Annotated in this window: 16 protein-coding genes; 9 read left to right on the top strand and 7 right to left on the bottom strand. The window is 65.6% G+C overall.

What is annotated here, in order from left to right:
- Positions 1-362: 362 nt before the first annotated feature.
- The gene (locus FQK05_RS13680) at positions 363-1964 is read left to right on the top strand and encodes an arylsulfatase (RefSeq protein WP_158967738.1); all 1602 of its coding nucleotides are present in this window, start codon (positions 363-365) and stop codon (positions 1962-1964) included.
- 57 nt (positions 1965-2021) lie between these two features.
- On the opposite strand, the gene FQK05_RS13675 is transcribed toward FQK05_RS13680, so the two are convergent.
- Genes FQK05_RS13675 through zrgA form a run of 4 tightly spaced genes read right to left on the bottom strand, consistent with a single transcriptional unit; the run spans position 2022 to position 5097 of the window.
- Positions 2022-2552, bottom strand: coding sequence for a DUF3299 domain-containing protein (locus FQK05_RS13675; protein WP_158967736.1), 531 nt, complete (start codon positions 2550-2552; stop codon positions 2022-2024).
- The gene (locus FQK05_RS13670; RefSeq protein ID WP_158967734.1) at positions 2549-3799 is read right to left on the bottom strand and encodes an ABC transporter permease; all 1251 of its coding nucleotides are present in this window, start codon (positions 3797-3799) and stop codon (positions 2549-2551) included. The genes FQK05_RS13675 and FQK05_RS13670 overlap by 4 nt, the downstream gene beginning before the upstream one ends.
- A complete protein-coding gene (locus FQK05_RS13665; RefSeq protein ID WP_158967732.1) occupies positions 3796-4488 on the bottom strand; it encodes an ABC transporter ATP-binding protein in 693 nt (230 codons plus the stop codon). Before FQK05_RS13665 ends, FQK05_RS13670 begins: the two co-directional genes overlap by 4 nt.
- A 3-nt stretch (positions 4489-4491) precedes the next feature.
- Positions 4492-5097: a zinc uptake protein ZrgA gene (zrgA, locus tag FQK05_RS13660; RefSeq protein ID WP_158967730.1), complete on the bottom strand. Its 606-nt coding sequence runs from the start codon at positions 5095-5097 to the stop codon at positions 4492-4494.
- A gap of 197 nt (positions 5098-5294) precedes the next feature.
- Between zrgA and FQK05_RS13655 the strand changes: the two genes are divergently transcribed.
- The gene (locus tag FQK05_RS13655; RefSeq protein ID WP_158967728.1) at positions 5295-6203 is read left to right on the top strand and encodes a CobW family GTP-binding protein; all 909 of its coding nucleotides are present in this window, start codon (positions 5295-5297) and stop codon (positions 6201-6203) included.
- A gap of 243 nt (positions 6204-6446) precedes the next feature.
- Here FQK05_RS13655 and FQK05_RS13650 read toward each other — a convergent pair whose 3' ends face one another.
- Positions 6447-6911, bottom strand: coding sequence for an Lrp/AsnC family transcriptional regulator (locus tag FQK05_RS13650; protein ID WP_158967726.1), 465 nt, complete (start codon positions 6909-6911; stop codon positions 6447-6449).
- Positions 6912-7019: 108 nt separating this feature from the next.
- Between FQK05_RS13650 and FQK05_RS13645 the strand changes: the two genes are divergently transcribed.
- The 6 genes from FQK05_RS13645 to FQK05_RS13620 all read left to right on the top strand — a co-directional run bounded on the left by FQK05_RS13645 (position 7020) and on the right by FQK05_RS13620 (position 19244).
- On the top strand, positions 7020-8468 hold the full coding sequence (locus FQK05_RS13645) for an aminotransferase class V-fold PLP-dependent enzyme (protein ID WP_158967724.1): 1449 nt from the start codon (positions 7020-7022) through the stop codon (positions 8466-8468).
- Between the two features lie 105 nt (positions 8469-8573).
- Positions 8574-10211 carry an amidohydrolase gene (locus FQK05_RS13640; RefSeq protein WP_233270506.1) on the top strand — a complete coding sequence of 546 codons (1638 nt, stop codon included), beginning with the start codon at positions 8574-8576 and terminating at the stop codon, positions 10209-10211.
- Positions 10212-10338: 127 nt separating this feature from the next.
- Positions 10339-11979 carry an amidohydrolase gene (locus FQK05_RS13635; RefSeq protein ID WP_158967720.1) on the top strand — a complete coding sequence of 547 codons (1641 nt, stop codon included), beginning with the start codon at positions 10339-10341 and terminating at the stop codon, positions 11977-11979.
- Entirely contained in the window at positions 11979-12890 is a 912-nt protein-coding gene (locus FQK05_RS13630) for a CobW family GTP-binding protein (protein ID WP_158967718.1), read from the top strand. Before FQK05_RS13635 ends, FQK05_RS13630 begins: the two co-directional genes overlap by 1 nt.
- A gap of 78 nt (positions 12891-12968) precedes the next feature.
- Entirely contained in the window at positions 12969-13268 is a 300-nt protein-coding gene (locus FQK05_RS13625) for an SH3 domain-containing protein (protein WP_158967716.1), read from the top strand.
- Positions 13269-13934: 666 nt separating this feature from the next.
- Entirely contained in the window at positions 13935-19244 is a 5310-nt protein-coding gene (locus tag FQK05_RS13620) for a calcium-binding protein (protein WP_158967714.1), read from the top strand.
- Between the two features lie 591 nt (positions 19245-19835).
- On the opposite strand, the gene trxC is transcribed toward FQK05_RS13620, so the two are convergent.
- Positions 19836-20264: a thioredoxin TrxC gene (trxC, locus tag FQK05_RS13610; RefSeq protein WP_158967710.1), complete on the bottom strand. Its 429-nt coding sequence runs from the start codon at positions 20262-20264 to the stop codon at positions 19836-19838.
- A gap of 222 nt (positions 20265-20486) precedes the next feature.
- Positions 20487-20813 (bottom strand): hypothetical protein, encoded by a 327-nt coding sequence (locus FQK05_RS13605; protein WP_158967708.1) that lies wholly within the window; start codon positions 20811-20813, stop codon positions 20487-20489.
- 34 nt (positions 20814-20847) lie between these two features.
- Between FQK05_RS13605 and FQK05_RS13600 the strand changes: the two genes are divergently transcribed.
- Positions 20848-21675 (top strand): alpha/beta fold hydrolase, encoded by an 828-nt coding sequence (locus FQK05_RS13600; RefSeq protein ID WP_158967706.1) that lies wholly within the window; start codon positions 20848-20850, stop codon positions 21673-21675.
- Positions 21676-21879: the final 204 nt, after the last annotated feature.

Raw genomic sequence — 21879 nt, 5'->3', positions numbered from 1 at the left:
TCGATCCCTCCCCTGGAGATGCAAAGCCGCTTGGCTTGAGCACATTATTTGTCCGACAAATCGACAGGCGCAAGCCGATGCGGTGCGGCACGGTCAACTTGTCGCGAAAAGGACGGTTGTCCGAACGCACGCCCAGGCGCCGCCCTCTTCGGCCCACGATTCAGGCCATGATCCAGACCGCAATCCAAGATTGTATGTTTCTGGGTCTAATTTCATCTTAAGGTGGTGTTGCGGCAGGCCCTGCCGAAGTCGGATCCGGAACGGGAGGATCCAGATCCGAACGGCCGCCCCGGCCCCCTGCCTGCATTTTTCAAAGACACGTTCAGCGCGCGCCCACCGGCCGCGCAAATAGGAGAGAACCCATGCGTTTCAGAACGATCTCAGTTTCCTCTTGTCTTTCGGTTTGTGTCTCGGTCCTGTCGCTGGCCCTGCCCGGCACGCTGGCAGCGCAGGATGCCAAGCCCAATATCCTGGTGATCTGGGGTGACGATATCGGGCAGTCCAACATATCGGCCTATACCCGCGGCATGATGGGTTATCACACGCCCAATATCGACCGCATTGCCGAAGAGGGTATGCTTTTCACCGATTATTACGGCGAACAGTCCTGCACCGCGGGCCGGTCGTCCTTCATCACCGGGCAGTCGGTGTTCCGCACCGGCCTGTCCAAGGTCGGCCTGCCGGGCGCCGAACAGGGCATGCAGGAGGAAGACCCGACCATCGCCGGCATGCTGAAGGCGCAGGGCTATGCCACCGGCCAGTTCGGCAAGAACCACCTGGGCGACCGGGACGAACATCTGCCGACGAACCATGGCTTCGACGAGTTCCTGGGCAATCTCTATCACCTGAACGCCGAGGAAGAGCCCGAGAACGAGGACTATCCGGGCGATATGGTCCTGCAGGACGGCCGCACCTTCCGCGAGGCCTACGGCCCGCGCGGCGTGATCCGGTCCGTGGCCGGCGGCGCCATCGAGGATACCGGCCCCCTGTCCAGGAAACGCATGGAAACGGTCGACGACGAAACAGTCGGGGCGGCGCTGGACTTCATCACCCGCAAGACCGCGGAAGGCACCCCCTGGTTCGTCTGGTGGAGCGGCACGCGCATGCACTTTCGCACCCATGTCGACCCCGAGATGCGGGCCATGGCGGATGAAATCGCGGGCCGTCACGTGGACGAATATTCGGCGGGCATGATCCAGCACGACATGCATATCGGCCAGTTCCTGGACAAGCTGGACGAACTGGGTCTGGCCGATGCCACGCTGGTCTTCTATTCGACCGACAACGGGCCCCACATGAACACCTGGCCCGATGCCGCGATGACGCCCTTCTGGAGCGAGAAGAACACCAACTGGGAAGGCGCCTGGCGCGTGCCCGCCATGGTGCGCTGGCCCGGTCATATCGAGGCGCAGAGCGTCTCGAACGAGATCGTGCACCACATGGACTGGTTCCCGACCCTGCTGGCGGTGGCGGGCGCGCCGGACATCAAGCAGGACCTGCTGGAGGGCCTGTCGGTCCCGGCGCTGGGCCGCGACTACAAGGTACACCTCGATGGCTACGACATTCTGCCGCTGCTGACCGGCCAGACGGACAAGAGCCCGCGGGAAGAGATCTTTTATTTCTCGGACGACGGCGACCTGACCGCCATCCGCTGGAACGACTGGAAGCTGATCTTCATGGAACAGACCGCCTGGGCCACCTTCCGGGCGTGGATGCAGCCCTTCACAGAACTGCGGGTGCCGCTGATCTTCAACCTGCGCCGCGATCCCTATGAACGGTCCTACCGGACGTCCAACACCTATTACGACTGGCTGCTGGACCGCGCCTACATGCTGGTGCCGGCCCAGGCCTACGTGGCGAACTTCCTTGAAACCTTCCAGGAATTCCCGCCGCGGCAAAAGGCGGCCAGCTTCTCGCTGGAACAGGTGCTGGAAAAGATGACGGTGCCCGACATCAACCAGTGACCGGCCGACGGGGCCCGACAAAGGGGCCCCGACGAAGGGGCCGGCCGGGCCGCTTGTCTACATCTCGTAGACTTCGATCCGGTCGGCCTCCAGTTCATATCCGATGGCGGCCAGGTCGGTTTCGCGCAGCTTGGCGTGAAGCCTGCCCCAGACCCAGATCGCGCCCCAGATGTCGTCCTCGGACAGGGGCGTCTTCGTGTTGACGAAGACCAGCTGGTTCGGCGGCGGCGGCGGCACGTGGATGCAGGCGCCTTCGTAGGGCACCAGCACCAGCGTGTGGACCCCGTCGCTGTCCATGTCGACGGGCACGACATAGCCCGGCATCTTGATCAACGCGCCGTCCAGGCCCTGATTCAGTTTCACCGCGTTCTCGTCATAGACGGGGGCCCAGACGTCGTTTTCCTCGTCCATGTAGCCTTCGCCGATGATCTGGGCATAGGGCACGCCGGGCGGGATCAGGTCTTCCCAGGTCACTTCGCGATAGTCCTCGGCCCGGGCCGCCCGGGGCACGGCCATGGCGGGCGCGGCCAGTCCGGCCGCGGCAAGCCACGTAAAGTGGCGTCTGTTCAGGTTGAATGTCTTGGTCATGTCCTCACCATCATGCCATCGGCCAGCGACATGCGATAGGCACGAAGCGCGGGCAGCAGGCTGGCCAGCGCCGCGGCGCCGATGACCGCGCCAAGGGTGGCCAGTTCGCGCAGGTCCGGGGCTGCCAGCGGCAGCCAGATCCCGAAGGCGCTGTCGACGATGGGCTGCGCCACCGCCAGCCCGGCATAAAGCAGCAGCATCCCCAGTACGGCGCCGACGGCGGCCATGATCGCCGCTTCCAGCACCAGCAGGGCCAGGATCGTCCCGGGCCGCGCGCCCATCGCGCGCCAGATCGCCATTTCGCGGCGGCGTTCGTTCAGGCTGGCGAAGATCATCGCCATCATTCCCAGAAGTGCCGTCACCACCACCATGGCGGACACCGCGATCAGCGCCTGTTCGGCCACGCCCACGATCCGCCACAGCTCTGCCAGGGCCACGCCGGGCAGGATCGCCAGCAACGGTTCGGCCCGGTACTGGTTGATCCAGCGCTGCAGGTTGAAGACCTGCAGCCGCGACTTCGTCCCCACCAGCGCGGCCGTGATGCCCGTGGGGGTCAGGTCCATCGTCCGGATCGCCTCGACCGGGGTCGTATGGCCGGGGATCTTCGCGCCGCTTTGCCAGTCGACATGGATCGCCTCGATCGCTTCCAGGCTGACGATCACCGTCCGGTCCACCGGTGTGCCGGTCTTGGCCAGGATCCCCGCGACACGGAACGGCTGATCCGCGTGATCGGTGAAGGATGCCAGCCCGTGCGACACCACGATGGCGTCGCCCACCCCATAGCCCAGCGTCCGCGCCACATCCGCGCCGATCACCGCATCGTAAAGGTCATCCAGACCGTGCCCGTCGTCAAAGGCCAGCGCGCGGCCCCCTCGGTACTTGTAGCGGTCGAAGAATTCATCCGTCGTCCCCATCACCCGGAATTGCCGGTGGCTGTCGCCAAGAGAGATCGGGACGATCCAGTCGACCTCGGGGCGTTTGGCGATGTCCTGATAGCTTTCCCAGGTCAGATTGTTGGTCGCATTGCCGATCCGGAACACGGAATAAAGCAGCAGCTGCACCGCACCCGACCGCGCGCCCACGATCAGGTCGGTGCCGGAAATCGTGTCGGCGAAACTGGCGCGCGCGCCGGTCCGCACCTTTTCCACGCCCAGAAACAGCGCCACCGACAGGGCGATGGCCAGAACGGTCATCGCCACCGTCAGCGCCCGCGCCATCAGCGACGCCCATGCCAGCCGCAGGATCATGCCGCCTGTCCCTGTCTGGTCACGACATTTTCGATCCGCACCACCCGGTCGAAACGGGGCGCCACCCGTTCGTCATGGCTGACCATCAGCAGGGACGACCCGGCAGCCGCGCTCTGATCGAAGAGCAGCCCCAGAAACCCGTCCTGCGTGGCGGCATCGAGGGCCGAGGTCGGTTCGTCCGCGACGATCAGCGGGGGGCGCCCGATCAGGGCGCGGGCCACGGCCACACGCTGTTGCTGGCCGACGCTCAGGGTTCCGGCGCGCTGGTGCAGCGCGGCCGGCGGAAGGCCCAGCGCCCGGACCAGCCGCCGCGCCTCGGCCTGGGCATCGCCCGCCTGTCGCCGGCGTTCGGGGGCAAAGCGCAGGGGCAGCAGGATGTTGTCGGCAACACTGGCATAGGGCAACAGGTTGAACTGCTGGAAGATCACGCCGATCCGTTCGGCGCGGAACCGGTCCCGCGCCCCGGGACGCAGGGACCCCAGGTCGGTGTCCCCGACCCTTACCTGCCCCCGATCCGCCGCAACGATCCCGCAGACCAGCGACAGCAGCGTCGACTTGCCCGAGCCGCTGGCCCCCAGCAGCAGGACGCTTTCCCCCGCCCCCACCCGGAACGACGGGCAGGACAGCGCAAAGCCGCCCCGCCCCGGCCAGGCGAAGGTCACATCGTCAAGGAAAAGGGCGTCCGTCATCGCTCACTTCAGGGTCAGGGTTCCGGAGTTGCGACCGATCTCGACCGCGCCGGCAGTGGTATCCGTGACATACTGCGCCTCGATCTCCTGCGCATTCGGGAACCGGTCGAAGAACGGGAATTTGATCTGGGTCAGCGCCTCGGGGGCCGCGCAGTCAAAGCCATAGGTCACATGGAATTCGCTGTGCCCCGCCCGATGGTCGTGATCGCCGTGATCGTCATGTTCCCCGTGGTCGGCATGGTCGTCATGGTCATCGTCGTGCCCGCCGTGATCGTCGTCATGCCCGTCGTTATCATCGCCGTGAACATGCGCCACCACCTCGGTCAGTCGGCAACCGGCCGCTTCGGGGAACGTCACCACGTCCGTCGCGCGCGCCAGTTGCAGGATCGCCGCCTGCAGGGCGTCGCGGTCGGCGGCACTTTCCGCCGCGTATTCGAAGCCGGCGATATCCATGCCGGGCGCCCTGAGGTCGATTTCGACCCGGCTGCCCTCGACCGCGATCTCTGCCGTGGTGACGCCGTGAACATGGGCGCCCATCTCGCGGTGGTCCTGCGCCAGGGCGGGACCTGCGGCCAGTGCGGCGACAATGGCCAGGGGGAATCTTGTCATGTCGGAACCCTTCATACCGGTCGGCCCGGGGACCGACGTGTCATCCAATGGCCGAAGTTGTAATGTTATAACATGATGAAAGGCAAGCCGCTCCAGATCGCCGTGGCACATCCCCGCGCAGATCCTTAAGGTGCGCGCGATCCGACGACGACCGAAGGCCCTGCCCCCATGATCCATGATCCCGAAAGTGCGACTGAATGAGCGTTCCGATCCTTCTTGTCACCGGCTTCCTGGGCGCCGGGAAGACCACCTTCATCAACGGCCTGCTGCAGGACGCAGAAGGCCTGAAGATCGCGGCCATCGTCAATGACTTCGGCAGCATCAACATCGACGCGGCCCTGCTGGAAACCGCCTCGGACGAGGTGATCGGGCTGAAGAACGGCTGCATCTGCTGTTCGCTGCAGGGCGACCTTCTGCGCACGATCAAGCAGGTGATGGTCCAGGGCACCCCCGACCTGATCGTGCTGGAAGCCAGCGGCGTGGCCGACCCGCAGGGCATCATCGAAGGGCTGATGGATCCGGTCCTTTGGCAGGCCGCGATGCTGGACACCATCGTCTGTCTGGTGGATGCCGAGGATCTGACCGCATCGTCCGACCGCTGGAAGGACCCGCTGTGGCGGGCCCAGGTGGACGCGGCGGATTTCGTGCAGCTGTCCAAGGCCGAAGGCGCGGATCCCGATGCCGTGGGCACACTGATCACCAAGCTGGGCGCCATCGGCAAGCGTCTGGTCTATGGCGCCGATGGCTCGACCCGTCCCGTGCGGGCGCTGATCGGATCGGGTGTTGGCGCCAGGCGGACGCTGAACCGGCCAAGGATCGATGCCTCGCGCTTTGCGACGCTGGAATGGCAGACCGACAGCGCAATCTCTGTCACCGCGTTCCAGGAGGTGATCGGCCGCCTGTCCCCCGGCCTGCTGCGGGCCAAGGGGTTCCTGTCGTTCAGGGAACGTCCGGGCCGGCCGATGCTGTTCCAGCTGGTCGGCCAGCGTGCCAGCCTGTCGGGACATGACGGCCCCGTCGATGGCTGCGAACTGGTGCTGATCGGCGAGACATCTGCGCTGGACGTGGACGAGGCGCGCAAAGAGCTGGACACGCTGACAGCCTGAAGGAAGGCGGGGACCGCCCCCCGTTCAGGATGGCGGGCGGCAGGCTTTCCCGGGCGGTGCGTGCCAAGAACACACCATACGCTTGCCCGATGCGCTGACGGCCCGAGACATTGGAGCCCCATCCGGCCGCAGGCTGGACGGCGGCCGACCGGCGCGCGGTCAAGACGGCGGATGGCGGCCCTTCCGGATGGTGCGTGCGCAGCACGCACCCTACGCCTGCCATCACTTCGGGGCCGGTGCCCCCTACAGCGCCGACAACTGCGGCGGTCTGCGCAGGATCGTTTCCATCGCGAAATAGCCCGTCACCCGTTCCAGATCGAAGCCGCGGATCAGGCTTTGATAGAAGCTGTCATAGCCCGCCACTCCTTGGGTCGCGGCCTTGACCAGATAATCCCAGTCGCCCCCGATCCGGTAGAAGTCCAGCACCTGCGGCAGCGCCTCGACATGGGTGCGGAACTTGCGCGACCACTCGTCCGAATGGTGCCGCGTGCGGATCATGACGAAGACGGTCAGGTCCAGGCCCAGCGCGGCCAGGTCGATTTCGGCCCGTGTGCCCTTCAGCACCCCGTCCTGCTGCAGACGCGTCAGACGCCGCCAGCAGGAGTTCTGCGACAGCCCCACGCGGGATGCCAGTTCCCGCTGGGACAGGGCACCGTCCCTGGACAGCTCCTCCAGCAGGGCGATGTCGATGCGGTCGAGAATGGGCATATTCCTCTATCGTTTGACACAAGCATGCAGCAATCTGTGCAAATATTGAAGATGATTTCACCGCAACGCCGATGTCATCCTGCCCGAAACATGGCAGCGGAGTGTCAGATGACCCAAGTTCCCGGCGAAACCTATTTCGATGACTTCGAACAGCGCCTTGCCGCGACCGGGCGCGACGCATTGCACATGGGCGAGATCGGCAACGGTATCGAGATCCCCGGCCCCTTCGGCCCGCAAAGGCTGCTCTATGCCGATTATGTCGCCTCTGGCAGGTCGCTGCGGCAGGTCGAGGAGGCGGTGATGACGGATATCCTGCCCTGGTACGCCAACAGCCATACCGAAGCATCGCATTGCGGCGCCACGATGACCCGCCTGCGCCGGGCCGCGCGGGACTATATCGCCCGCCAGATCGGCGCCGGGCCGGACCACGCGGTGATCTTTGCCGGATCCGGCGCCACGGCCGGGCTGAACCGGCTGGTGCATCTCTTCGGGATCGCCGACGCCCTGACCCAAGGTCGGGACGTGCAGGTCTTCGTCGGCCCCTATGAACATCATTCGAACATCCTGCCCTGGCGCGAAAGCGGGGCGCAGGTGATCGAGATCGCGGAAGGCACCGCCGGCGGCCCCTGCCCCGATGCCCTGGCCCGTGCGCTGGACAGGGCGCCGGCGGGCGCGCTGCTGATCGGCACCTTTTCGGCTGCGTCGAACGTGACGGGCAAGCTGACGGATATCGCGGCGATCACGAAGCTGCTGAAGGCGCACGGCGCCCTGTCGGTCTGGGACTATGCCGGCGGCGGGCCTTACATGCCGATCCGGATGGATGCGGACGGCGCAGGGATCGACGCCATCGCCGTGTCGCCCCACAAGTTCCTGGGCGGCCCCGGCGCCAGCGGCCTGCTGGTCATCCGCAAGGATGCCTGCCGTGCCACGACGCCGACCTTCCCCGGCGGCGGGACGGTGTCCTTCGTCTCTCCCTGGGGGCACAGCTATTCATCGAACATCGCCGCGCGGGAAGAGGCCGGGACACCGAATGTCGTGGGCGACCTTCGTGCGGCGCTGGCCTTTGCCGTGAAGGCCGCGATGGGCGAATCCTGGCTCTTCGACCGCCAGATCGACCTGTCGGCCCGCGCGCTGAAGGTGCTGGAGGCCGCGCCGGGCATCGATCTGCTGCCCGCAGGCCCCGGTGCGCGGCTGCCGATCCTGTCCTTCCGGGTGACGCAGCCGGACGGCACGCCGGTGCATCAGCAACTGGCGACGCGGCTTCTGTCCGACTGTTTCGGCGTGCAGGCCCGCGGCGGCTGTGCCTGCGCCGGACCTTACGTCCACCGGCTGCTGGACATCGACGAACCGGCGTCCCACGCGCTGGAAGCCAGGCTGAAAGCGGGCGAGGAACTGGCCAAGCCCGGTTTCGTCCGCCTGTCGATCAGCGCGCTTCTGACAGAGGACGAGATTACCCGCCTTCTGGACGCGATCACGCAACTGCCCGAAGCCGCCGCGCGGCATGCCGCGCATTACCAGGGCTGCCCCGGCACCGCGATCTTCCGCTTCGCGGCGTGACGGCCGGGCCCTTTGGCCCCCAACAATGCGCAGGGCTGGCCCTATGGCCGGCCCGCGTTGCGGTGTCGTGTGGTCCCATCCTTCCGAGCCATGTCAGGACCCGCCATGCCCACCACGATCTTTCAGGCCAAGGCCATTCACACGATGACCACGACCCGGCCCATGGCGACCCATGTCGCAGTGCGGGACGGCAGGATCCTGGGCGTGGGCACGCTGAAGGAACTGGAACGCTGGGGCGACTACCGCCTTGACACGACCTTTGCCGACAAGGTGCTGTTGCCGGGTTTCGTCGAAGGCCATGCCCACGCCAGCGCCGGCCCGGTCTGGGACGGCACCTATCTGGGCTGGTACGACCGGACCGATCCCGAGGGGAAGGTCTGGAAGGGCCTGAAGACGGTGGACGACATCGTCGCCCGCCTGAAGAAGGCGGATGCCGCCGCCCCGGGGACCGGGCCGCTGATCGCCTGGGGCCTCGACCCGATCTACATGGACAATGTCCGCATCACCCGGCAGGACCTGGATCGCGCGACGACCGAAAGGGCGATCCTGATCACCCATGCCTCGGGCCACATCATGTCGATGAACTCCAAGGGGCTGGAGGACGTGGGCCTTCTGAAACAGGGCCTGAACCATCCCGCGATCCCGCTGGGGGCCGACGGGCTGCCGATGGGCGAGCTTCTGGGACCGGAGGTGATGGTGCCCGCCGCGACCCGGTTGGGCTATGACCGCCGCGCGGAAGAGGCAAATCCTGCAGGGATGAAGGCCTTTACCAAGGTCTGCGTGCGCGCCGGGGTCACGACGATTGCGGACCTGGCCCGCACCTATACCCGCGACGATGTCGACAAGATGCTGGTGCAGACCGCCGCCCCCGACTTCCCGATCTGTCTGGTCCCCTTCCGCCATGGCCGCGACATGGCGCCCAAGGATCTGATCGCCTATATGGTCGAGATGAAGGCCAAGAGCACCGAGCGGCTGGAGCTTGGCAACATCAAGCTGCACGCCGACGGGTCGATCCAGGGCTTCACCGCCCGCCTGCGCTGGCCCGGCTATCAGAACGGCGCGCCGAACGGTCTGTGGTATCTGGCCCCCGAGCAGCTGACCGAAATCCTGGAAGGCGCGTTCGAGAACGGCCTGCTGGTCCATGTTCACACCAATGGCGACGAGGCGTCGGAACTGGTGATCGACACGGTCGAGAAGGTGCTGAAGAAGATCCCCGCGGCGGACAACCGCACCACCCTGCAGCACTGCCAGATGGCGACGCCCGCGCAGTTCAGAAAGGCCGCCCGGCTGGGCATGTGCGTGAACCTTTTCGCCAACCACCACTGGTTCTGGGGCGACGAGCACTACAAGTACACCGTGGGCCCGGAACGCGCCGAACGGATGAACGCCTGCCGCACGGCGCTGGACATGGGCGTTCCGATGACGATCCATTCGGATGCGCCGGTCACGCCGCTGGGGCCGCTGTTTACCGCCTGGGCCGCCGTCAACCGCCTGACGCCGTCCGGCCGGGTGCAGGGCGAGGCCGAGAAGATCACCGTCGCCGAAGCGCTTCAGGCCATCACCCTTGGCGCGGCCTTCACCATGAAGATGGACCACCTGATCGGGTCTATCGAGGCCGGCAAACGCGCCGATTTCGCGGTGCTGGACGAAGACCCCTACAAGGTCGCGCCCGAGGCATTGAAGGACGTCCCCGTCTGGGGCACGGTCCAGGGCGGCCGGGTCTTCCCTGTCGCCGGGCTGTGATCCGGCGGCTGGCCCCGTCGATTGCACGGGGCTGGCCCTGCCATCTTGCGGGGCCCGCGACTTGATGGGCATCATGGGAACGTTCCAGCCCCCGCCGCACTCCAAGCCCGAATTCCAAGGACCCGCCATGACCACCACGATCTACCAGGCCCGGAAAATCATCACGATGAGCCACGCCCGCCCCTACGCGACCCATGTCGCGGTGCGGGAGGGCAAGATCCTTGGCGCCGGCACGCTGGAGGAACTGGCGCGCTGGGGCGATTACCGGCTCGACACCACCTTCGCCGACAAGGTTCTGATGCCAGGCTTCGTCGAAGGCCACGCGCATTCGGCCGAAGGATCGGTCTGGGACGGCGCCTATGTCGGCTGGTTCGACCGTGCCGACCCCGCCGGCAAGGTCTGGGAAGGGCTGAAAACCGTCGATGCGGTCGTCGCGCGCATGAGGGATGCGGCCGCGGCCAAACCCGACGAACCCGTCGTCGTGGGCTGGGGTCTGGACCCGATCTACATGGACAATGTGCGCGTCACCCGCGAGGATCTGGACCGCGCCTGCGCCGACCGTCCGGTGGTGGTCCTGCATGCCTCGCTTCACATCATGAACATGAACACCAAGGGTCTGGAACTGGCGGGGCTGCTAAAGTCCGGCGTGAACCACCCCGGCGTACCCCTGGGCCAGGACGGCCTGCCCATCGGCGAACTGCGCAGCCCCGAGATCATGGGCCCGGCCGCGGCCAAGGTTGGCTTCGACCGCGGCAAGGCCATGGAAGGCTCGCCCGAGGGGCTGCGGTCCTACGCGCGGCTTTGCGTGCGGGCGGGCGTGACCACGGCGACCGACCTGGCCCGATCCCTGACGGACGAGTCGGTGGACGAGGCGCTGAAGATTACCGGCGCGCCGGACTTTCCGCTGTGCCTCGTGCCCTTCCGGATCATGGCGGGCATGACGCCCGAGGATCTGGTGGCCTTCACTGCCGGCATCAGGAAGAAGTCGACCGACCGCTGCGACCTGGGCCGGATCAAGGTCGTGGCCGACGGATCCATCCAGGGCTTCACTGCCCGGATGCTGTGGCCCGGCTATATCAACGGCGCGCCGAACGGCCTGTGGTACGTGGCCCCCGACCAGCTGGCCCAGATCTATGAACACGCACTGGGCGCGGGGGTCCTGGTCCACACCCACACCAATGGGAACGAGGCGACGGAGCTGGCGATCGAGACGCTGGAAAGCGCCCTGAAGAAGGTTCCGGCCCGCGATCACCGTTTCACCCTGCAGCACTGCCAGCTGGCCAGCCCCGCGCAGTTCAAGCGGATGGCCCGGCTGGGCATGTGCGTGAACCTGTTCGCGAACCACCATTTCTACTGGGGCGACGAACATTATGCCCTGACCGTCGGCCCGGAGCGGGCCGAGCGCATGAATGCCTGCCGCACCGCACTGGATACGGGCGTGCCCATGACCATCCATTCGGACGCGCCGGTGACGCCGCTGGGGCCGCTCTTCACCGCGTGGGCGGCCGTCACGCGCCTGACCGCATCGGGACGCGTCCAGGGCGAAGGCGAAAAGATCACCGTGCCGGAAGCGCTGGAGGCGATCACCCTGGGCGCGGCCTTCACGCTGGGCATGGACGACCTGATCGGATCGATCGAGACCGGCAAGCGCGCCGATTTCGCCGTGCTGGAGGACGATCCGCTGGAAGTGGCACCGGAGGCCCTGAAGGACATTCCCGTCTGGGGCACGGTCCAGGGCGGCCGCGTCTTCGCAGCGGCGACAATCTGATGGCAAGGCCGGCGCTGCCCGTCACCGTGATCGGCGGCTATCTGGGCGCCGGCAAGACCACGCTGGTGAACCAGCTTCTGCGCCATTCCGGCCTGAGATTGGCGGTGATGGTGAACGAATTCGGCGCGTTGCCCATCGACCGCGATCTGATCGAGGCCGAGGACGACGCGCTGATTTCCATCTCCGGCGGCTGCGTGTGCTGCGAATTCGGCGACGATCTGGCGGGCGCGCTGCTGCAGGTGGCCGGGATGGATCCGCGGCCCGATCACATCCTGCTGGAAAGTTCGGGCGTGGCGATCCCGGGGTCGATCCTGACGACGCTGCTGTTCCTGGACGGGCTTCGGGGAGACGGCGTGGTCGTGGTGGCCGATGCGGCGGAGATCCGGAACACGGCGGCCAATACCTACCTTGCGGACACGATCCAGCGGCAGCTGGACGATGCCGACATCCTGGTCCTGAACAAGACCGACCTGGTGTCCGAGGCCGAGCTGGCCGAGGTCACGGGCTGGGTCCGCTCTCATACAAAAGGCACGCGCATCGTGCCCGCCGTCCACGGCGCGGTGCCCCACGACGTGCTGCTGGGGTCGGTCCCCCTGCCCCGGCGCGGCCACAAGGTGTCGGGCCATGCCGAGGCGCTGTTCCGGTCCCGCGTCCTGCAACCCGACGGCCCGGTCGATCCCGTGGCGCTGGCCCGCGCGCTGGCCGAGGGCGATCTGGGCCTTGTCCGCGCCAAGGGCTATGTCGCCCGGCCCGGCGGCGGGCTCAGCCTGATCCAGGTCGTCGGCGCCCGCTGGACGGTCGAGGACGCCACGGACGATCACCAGACCGGCGTCGTCTGCATCGGGCTGAAGGCCACGTTCGACGCCGACGGGCTGGCGCGGCTGGGCCCGCTGGAGCCGGTCCCGGCCTGATCTGCCCCGCGCGTTCCTGTTTTCTTCCGCCCCCGTCCGCGGTAAAATCGGGCCCGAGGCAGAGAACAGGAGAAGACAGTGCAAAAAGCCGTCCTTGTCATGCTGGCAGCAGCTTTTCTGGCAACAACGGGCCCCGGACCGGCCATGGCGGCCTCTTTGGGCCGTTACGTGGTCTTCGGCGTCGAAGGCGAAGACATGCTGAAGATGCGTGCCGGTCCCGGAACCGGGTACAACGTGATCGTAGGCCTGCCCAACGGCACGGTCCTGCGGGTCCACAGCTGCGAACAGACCGGCAGCACCCGCTGGTGCAGCGTGTCGCTGGACCGCGCGCGCAGCCTGAGGGGCTATGTGTCCTGGGCCTATCTGAAGAAACAATAGGTCCGGGCGGCCATCCGACGGGCCGCGGCCCGTCGGTCGGGCCGCCTTTCCCGCACGGCAGGCGGTCCGCAACGACGGCCGGTCACGTCCGGTGAACGTGCGCGCCGCCTGTCCCCTTCGACGCGCGTGGGTGCAGGGGCGCCGGGCGACGACCCTCACCCACAGGCCGTAATGGGGACCATGGCGAACGGCGACCAGACCCCGGCCTGCGCAAGCCGGTTGCCATGACGCAGGGCCCTGCCCTGTCACCGTGCGAAACGGGGCACATCGACAGCAACAGAACATGCGCCCTCGCGGTTCTGTGCCGGGCTTGAAATCCCCACCCTGGCGTCTTCACCAGACCCACGCAGCAAGGGTCCGTCAGAACCCGGCCTTTCGGCCAATGCCCTTGTCCGGACTGCCGGGAGCCGGGCCAGGACGCCCCGAGATGGTCGGGTCCGCAGATGCCGGCGACCCGCGGCCCGATACCGGGGCTGGACCCTGGTGGCCCTTGTGGCCCATGTGCCCCCCCGGACTTGCCGTTTCCCTACCCGCCGGTCTTCCGGTGCGGGGTCTGCCGTTCTTGCCAGGCCCCGGGAAATTTTTGAACCGGCCCCCCTTCCCGTTCGACCCAGTTCCGAAGACGCCAGATGGCGGACCAGAAACGGCTGAACAGGGAAAAGAACGATGGCGAATGATCTGACGGAACAGTCCCAGGACCTGAGCAACGGCATCGAAGCGCTGATCGGGCCCAACAATGCCACCAGCGCCGACAGCGGCAGCCTGAATGCCTTCCTGCGGGACGTGCGCGACACCAAGGCGCTGCTGATCGCGACCAAAAGCGTGCTGGGCGCCATGGGTTCCGCGCAGGAAGGCGCCGAAACGGCCGCTGAAATCGTCGACACGACCCGCGACGCGCTGAAGCTTCTCGGCAAGGTGGGCGGCGGTCTGGGCAAGATCGTCGATGCCTTCCAGAAAACGCTGGGCCCGCTGGAAAGCGCGCTGGAAAAATTCGGCGAACTGGCAGGCAATGCCGCCGACAACACGGCCTTCCTGCTGGAGATGGTCGACATCCTGATCGACAAGATCACCACCGATTTCGAAGAGCCCCTGATCGCCTCGATCGCGAACGCCGAACGGTCCCGGGACAGCGTGGACCTGATCACCGACGTGGCCGACAGCCTGACCACCGCGGTCGACTTGTCGAACCCGGAAACGGGCGGCGACCCGCGCTTGCTGGCCGCGGCCCAGCAGCTGGAGCATTTCACCCAGACCCGCCTGGCCGCGATGCAGGACGCCGAGACGCTGGTGAAGGAAAGCGCCGTTTTCGAGGGCATGACCGATGTCTTCCGTCCGGTCTTCGACACCATCGGCGCCGTGAATTCCAGCTTTGACCGGATCGAGCAGATCCAGGACAAGCTGTCTTTCCTTGAAAAGCCGCTGGGGATCGTAAACACGGCGCTGGGCCCGATTTCGGGCGTGCTGGATGCCGTGGGCTTCGTCTTCGACACGGTCGTGGCGCCGATCCTGAACCCGATCCTGCGGGCCACCGGCATCCAGCGCCTGCTGGATGCCCTGGGCCAGAAGCTGGGCGAACTGGGCCCCGATTTCGATGCGTTCCTGGGCTATGTGCAGGGGCTGATCGGCGACAAGGCGGTCGAAGCGCTTCAGAACGAGGAGCGCTTCACCTCGAGCGAGGATGTCGATGTCGACGCCAAGGACGAGAACGGCATCGACTATTCCACCGAGGCGAAGGAATTCGCCAAGTTCATCGTTGCCCAACTGGCCACCCATGCCACGCTGAGCGACGACTTCACCGCCGATCTCGACAGCCGCATCGATGGCATGCGCGTGGCCCGGGACGTGTCCGACGACGACGGGATCTTCGCCGGCGACGTGAAGATGATCGACAGCTTCGATGGTGAAACCGGGACATTCGGCGCGGCCACGGTCGCCATGGGCGGGGGCGACGACATCGTCATCGACGACGCGGGCAGCAACGTGATCGACGCCGGTGCGGGATCGGACGTGATCATCATGAACGCGGGCGACGATCTGGTGAAGGGCGGCACGGGCAACGACTTTGCCGTCTTCCACGGGCTGGTCGGCGCCTATACCTTCGGCGCGACCGAGGAAGGCCGCCTTCAGGTCTGGAACACCCGCCCCGTCGACGGCAAGGCCTATGAAGGCACGAACACCTTCGAAAGCGTCGAATTCTTCCGCTTCGGCGACAGCCAGTTGACCGAGCTTCAGGCCTTCAGCGTCCGGCAGATGGCCGCCGGCGAAACCGATGCCACCGGCACGGACGGCGCCGACGTGATCATCGGCAATGCGGACCGCAACATGATCGAAGGGCTGGGCGGCGACGATGTCCTGAACGGTGGCGGCGCAGGCAGCGACCGGATCCTGGGCGGCGACGGCAACGACCTGATCCAGGTGCAGGACGGGTTCGAACTGGCCGATGGCGGCGCCGGCACCGACACGCTTTCGCTGGCTGGATCGGACCGGAACTGGGAGGTCGACCTGCGGGACAACGTGCCCGCGAATATCCGGCCGGACAGTTCCCACCGACAGATGACCGCCGTGATCGTCGAACTTGTGCGCCAGCAACTGGTCGACGCAGGCGAAGCACAACAGGTGGCCCAGCTCGACGCGGCCTTTCAGGACGCCGAAACACAGCCGCTGAACATCTGGTACGCCAGCTACGGCGCCTTCCTTGAAGACGTGGTCGGGACCTTCCAGGTGCAGGTTCATCCCGACGAGGAGCCGGGTGTCCTGCCCTTCGAAATCCAGATCAAGACGCTTTACCCCTCGACCCAAGACGTCGACATCGCCATCCGCGGCTTCGAAAACGTGCTGGGCGGCAATGGCAATGACGACCTGCGCGGCACCGATGGCGACAACGCGATCATCGGCAACAACGGCGACGACGACCTGTTCGGCCGCAAGGGCGACGACGTGCTGAACGGCGGCGAAGGCGACGACACGCTGGACGGCGGCGCAGGGTTCGACGTGCTGATCGGCATGGGCGGCGACGACCGCTTCATCGGCTCGCTGATGGTCGATGCAGACGGCAACGCGCTGGACCACGACAAGATCGACGGTGGCGACGGTTTCGACACCGTGTCCTTCGCCCATATCGACCACGACCTGACGGTCGACATGGTCGACGGAACGTTCAACGGCATCGACGGCTATGACATCGTGGATATCGAAAGCGTCGAAACGGGAAAGGGCGACGACGTGATCCGCATGGCCAACGTGCTGGGCGGCGCCTTGACCGGGGCGGGCAATGACACCGTGATCACCGGCGCAGGCATGGCGCGGCGCGAATTCCGCACCCTGTCAGCCACCGCGGACGCAATCGTCGAGATGCCCGGGACCGAAGACGATATCGACGCCGACATCGATACCGCGACGGGCGACGACACGGTGGTGTCGAAACTGGCCAACCAGTTCACCTACGATCTTGGCGCCGGGAATGACCGGCTCGGGATCTCGGGCGAGGTCGACGACCTTGAGGACGCTTATCATTATGCCTTCGGCGGTGCGGGGCATGACGTTCTGGACCTTGGCACCATTGGCGGCGGCGTGAATCTTGCCCGCCAGACGAGCCTTGATTTCGCAGGCGACGTGGCCGACAGCCAGGGTGCTACGGCGGGGGTCCTGATCGGCGGGTTCGAAACGCTGTACCTGACCGAAAGCGCGGATACCCTCCGCGGCAGTTTCAGGGACGGCTTTTCCCGGATCGAAACCCGCGGCGGCGACGACATCGTGAACCTTGCCGGCCAGGACGGCAGCGTCGTCGACGGCAAGCCCGTCATCGACACCGGGGCGGGCAATGACCGGGTGACCGTGAACTCCAGCTTCGCGGCCATGATCCGGACAGGCGATGGCGACGACCGGGTCGACGCGTCCATCGGTGCGCACGCCGTGGGTGTCGTCCACGACTACCGCATGGGTGCTGGCGATGATTTGGTGAAGGTCGGCAACGCCTTCGCCAATGTCCACATGGGCGAAGGCATCGACACCGCCGACTATTCGGCGCGGGCAAACGTGCTGTTCCTGTACATGGGAGGCGTCAACCAGAGCATCAACGTGAACGGAACCCGCTACGATCCGGGCAGCTTCCTTGGCATCGGCTTTGAAACCAATTCCGGGATCGAAAACCTGATCGCAACGGAAGGCAACGACTTCGTCAACGGAAACGGCTGGGACAACATCATCGAAGGCCGTGCCGGGAACGACGACATCGACGGCAACGGCGGAGACGATACCCTGTTTGGCGGCGCCGGTGACGACGTCCTGGATGGCGATACCGGCGCGGACACCCTGCTGGGGGGGTCCGGGAACGACGAACTGATCGGCGGCATCGGCGCCGATACCCTGTCCGGCGGCGCCGGGAACGACGTTCTGGACGGAGGAGACGGCGACGATTTCCTGGACGGCGGCGCCGGGCACGATGCCCTTTTCGGCGGCGCCGGAGACGACCGGCTGATGGCGGTCTACGACTGGAATTTCGACGAAACCTACGACGGCGGCGAGGGTTCGGACACCATTGTCCTTGCAGGTCTGACAACCGATCTGGGCCGCCGGAATTCCTTCCGGGAATACGATGTCTTTCTTCAGGACCGGAAGATCGAACTGCATTATGTCTACAACCCCAAGTTCGGCAGGAACCAGCAAAAGCACATCAAGTTCGCCGACCTGGCAAATATCGAGAACGCCACCGGCTCGGACTTCCGCGACAGGATCTTCGGCACCGACGACGCGAACAGGATCGAAGGCGGCGGCGGCAACGACCTGATCGAAGGGGCCGGCGGCGACGACATCCTGTCGGGCGGCGCGGGCGACGACGTCGTGCGGGGCCAGGCGGGCGACGATACCATCGACATCCGGGTCCGGGAGGACAGCGGCAACGACATCTATGAAGGCGGCGACGGCAACGACAGCTTCCGCATCGCGGTGACTGACCCCGACGGCGACGCGCTGGCCCCCGCCCCTGCGCAGTCCGCCAGCATCCGTGGCGGCGCGGGGCAGGACACCGTCAGCTTCGATGTCGGCTTCGACCAGGTGATCGTCGCCAGCACCGGCGCGACCCTGAACGTCACGACCGGCGCCGGGTCCAGTTTCACCGTCTTCAACGACGTCGAACAGTTCGACTTTGCCGGCCACGTGATGACCTTCGACGAGGTCGCCACCGCAACGACACAGATCGTGGGCGAATACGGCAGCTTCACCGCTTCGGACGCCTACAAGACCGTCACGCTGGAGCACGACTACGAAAATCCCGCCGTGATCGCCTTTGTCACCACCGAGAACGGGCCGGAATTCGTGGCCGCCCGGATCCGCAATGTCGATGGCGACAGCTTCGAGATCGCCCTGCAGGAACCGGACGGCGACGACGGCCTTCATGTCGACGAGACCGTGACCTACATGGTCGTCGAAGCCGGGCGTCACGAACTGACCAATGGCGCGGTGATCGAGGCCGGGACCATCGACACCGATGCCGTCTACATGACGGGCTTCACCGGCGGCTTCGCGACCGTCGCCTTCGAAAGCGGGATCTCTGGCGATGACACGGCCGTCTTCGCCTCGACCAATTCCGCCAATGACGGGCAGATGGTCACCGCCCGTGTCGACGACGTGTCTGCGACCGGCTTCAAGGTCGCGATGGCGGAATCCGAAATCCGGACCGACGGCCACGGAGAGGAAACCGTCGCATGGGTCGCGGTCGAGAGCGGCGATTTCTTCGACTTCCGGACCGGCCGGTTCGAACTCGACGACAATCCCGTCGCGCTGGACGGGCCCGTGGACCTGGCCCAGATCACCGGGATCGCCGGCAGCGATACCGCCATCGTACGCCAGGATCTTTCCGACAACACGATCCGGATCCAGGAAGACACCACCCACGACGACGAGACCGGCCATCTAGACGACATGGTTTCGGTCCTGACCTTCGACCAGGACCAGGGTCTCCTCCATGCCTTCGTCTGAGAGGCGCCCGGCTGTATGGGGCGTGCGTCATATCCCCGGCGCACACGGTCGGCCCGGGCATACCGGGCCGGGTAAGTGACCGGCCGGTAACACCGATCAGGCCTCCGCAAGTCGCGGGGGCTTTTCCGCGGGATCGTCTTCATGTCTGGATCTCAACATCCGGCTTTCCGGCTTTGCCGCGGGCGAACGCGCCCCTGCAGATCCCGCACCCGCCTCGCCAGCCGTGGCCTCGGCCGGCTTCGGTTGCGTGGCCCACGCGGCGCAAACGACGAATTCCTCCTCGCCGCCACCGCCCAGAACCTCAGGAAACTCGCGAAGCTCCCTCCCGCACCGCAGAAACCGCGAAATGCCTGACAAGAAAGGCACCTGCACCAATCAAAAGCCCCAGGATTCTGCACTCGCGAACAGGAGTTTTTTTCACAGAATCCGCCCGCGGCTGCCGTTCGCAGAAAGGCAGCATCGCTTCGCACCGACCGGGGTTCCGATGCGGATCGGTGCCACCAGGTTTCGGACTGTTCCCGGATGCAAAACGAGGATGACAACAGCCTCGACGACAAGATCCCATGGGCACTTGGGTCAGGCTTCGCAGGCTCAGACGCTTTTCACCCAGTTCACGATATCTGCACTGCGTTGGGCCCCCGACTGGCGTCGGCGTTCCTTGCCCCCGGCAAAGGCGACCATCGTCGGGATGCCCCGGATGCCGTATTTCGCCCCGGCGGCCTGATGGTCCTGGGTATTCAGCTTCACCAGTCGCGCCTGGCCATTCAACTCGGTCGCGGCGCGGGAGAATTCAGGCGCCATCATCCGGCAGGGGCCGCACCAAGGCGCCCAGAAATCCACGACCAGCGGCATGTCATCGTTGCGCGCGGCCTTCTGCAGGATCTCGGGGGCGACCTCGAATACCTTGGCGCCGGTCAGTTTGGCCCCGCAGGTGCCGCATTTCGGATCAGCCGACAGGCGCTCTGCGGGGACACGGTTCACCTGGCCGCAGTCCAGGCATGTCACTTTCATTCCGGCCATAGCGTGCCCTCCTGATCTTCGCTCCAGATATATTCACGGGACAAGGAGCTGCAAAGTCCCCGGCGGCGCCAATCTTGCAGCCCCCAAGGCGCCCGCGCTACTTAGGGAATTCAACTCTCATTGCCGTCTTATCGCTGGGTCCAACTTGGTCGCTGCATCTTTCAGACGGCGGCGGCGCGATCTGGTCGTCACCGGTGAAGAATTCCATGCCACTCGAAGGCCTCAGGGCCCATCGATTTGAACCGCGCCCCGTGCGACGGTCCGCCTCGGGCTGAGGCGAACCATCGGCATCGCGGCGCGCTGGTCGTACAGTTGAGGCAGTCCGTACGGGGAGCGGCCCGAAGCCGACGAACGCATGGAACCTTGTGCCGCGGTGCGGTCTGCCCGAAGCAGCCGTTCACCTCCGGGTGCAGCATCGGTTGGTTCATAGATGTCCCGCTCTGCGGACAAATCTGTCATTCGTTGCAATGCAGCAGCCTGCATTGGGTAGCCGTTCACGACGCGCCTCTGCCCGGCATAGCTGGTGACAATCTTGATGAGTTCCATCATGACCAGACCTTCAGGTGGCCTATGGAGTGGAAGGATGCTGACCCAAGTAAATGGGATTGAAGTCAACTTCGAGGAACACGGTTCAGGCTGGCCGATCCTCATGCTTCATGGCGGTTATCTTGACCATCGACATATGATGGACGAAATGGAACCTGCGTTCCTGGACCGCGCCGGATGGCATCGTATATACCCCGACCTGCCCGCCCACGGACGCACTCCGACCCTGCCAAGGCCGATGACTTTCGACGTACTGCTGGACCAGGTGATCAGGTTCATTGACGTTATCGCGCCCGGAAAACGATTTGCGGTTGCAGGCATGTCAGCCGGCGGACACCTTGTTCGAGGGCTTGCGGCCAAATACCCGGACAGACTTCTTGGGGTGTTTATCAATGCTACACCCTTTGAAATTGACTACGAAAAGCGCGCCCTGCCCCAACCCACGACAATCTTCGAAGAAGATGGGTTCGCAGAGAAGGCTGGAGACCGAACCGATACGCTGCGCTTCGTGCAGCCTGTTCGCGACGCAGCTCTCGTTGATTGGGACACTTCATGCCTTCTCCCGGCGCTATCCCTGCTCGATGAGGAGGCCGCTTTGGAAAGCTGGCGCCCTGAAAACTACGCTTTCAGTTTCAACCCGGATGAAGTCGGCGCACCATTCTCTGCCCCATCGCTGATACTTGCGGGAAGGCAAGATACGATTGCTGGATATCGTGACGCATGGATGTCTGTTGAGCGTTTTCCCAGAGCGACGTTCGCCACGCTCGATGGCTGTGGACATTTCATCGCTCCAGCCAAAAGGGAGTTATTCCGATCGCTGGTCATCGACTGGCTGGAACGCATGGAACTTGACGGCGGCGTGTAGCTTCAGCTCTGGGCTCACGAAGCAGACATGCGGCGCCGCGGCGTGCTGGACGCCCAGGTGAGTGGGTCTGCCCGGCAGAGACGGCCCGAAACCGACCTTCGCCAGGATCACCGTTGCCGCAGCGGAGCTTCGCCATACCTGATGGAGTGGATGGCTCCTGCTCCATCGGCGTCGCAATGCGCCATAGTGCAGATGTCATTGTCT

The organism is Chachezhania sediminis (genome assembly GCF_009765275.1).
In the GTDB taxonomy this organism is placed as follows: Bacteria; Pseudomonadota; Alphaproteobacteria; order Rhodobacterales; family Rhodobacteraceae; genus Chachezhania; species Chachezhania sediminis.
Note: the sequence above shows the minus strand (reverse complement) of the source record. Positions and strands in the feature narration are given on the sequence as shown.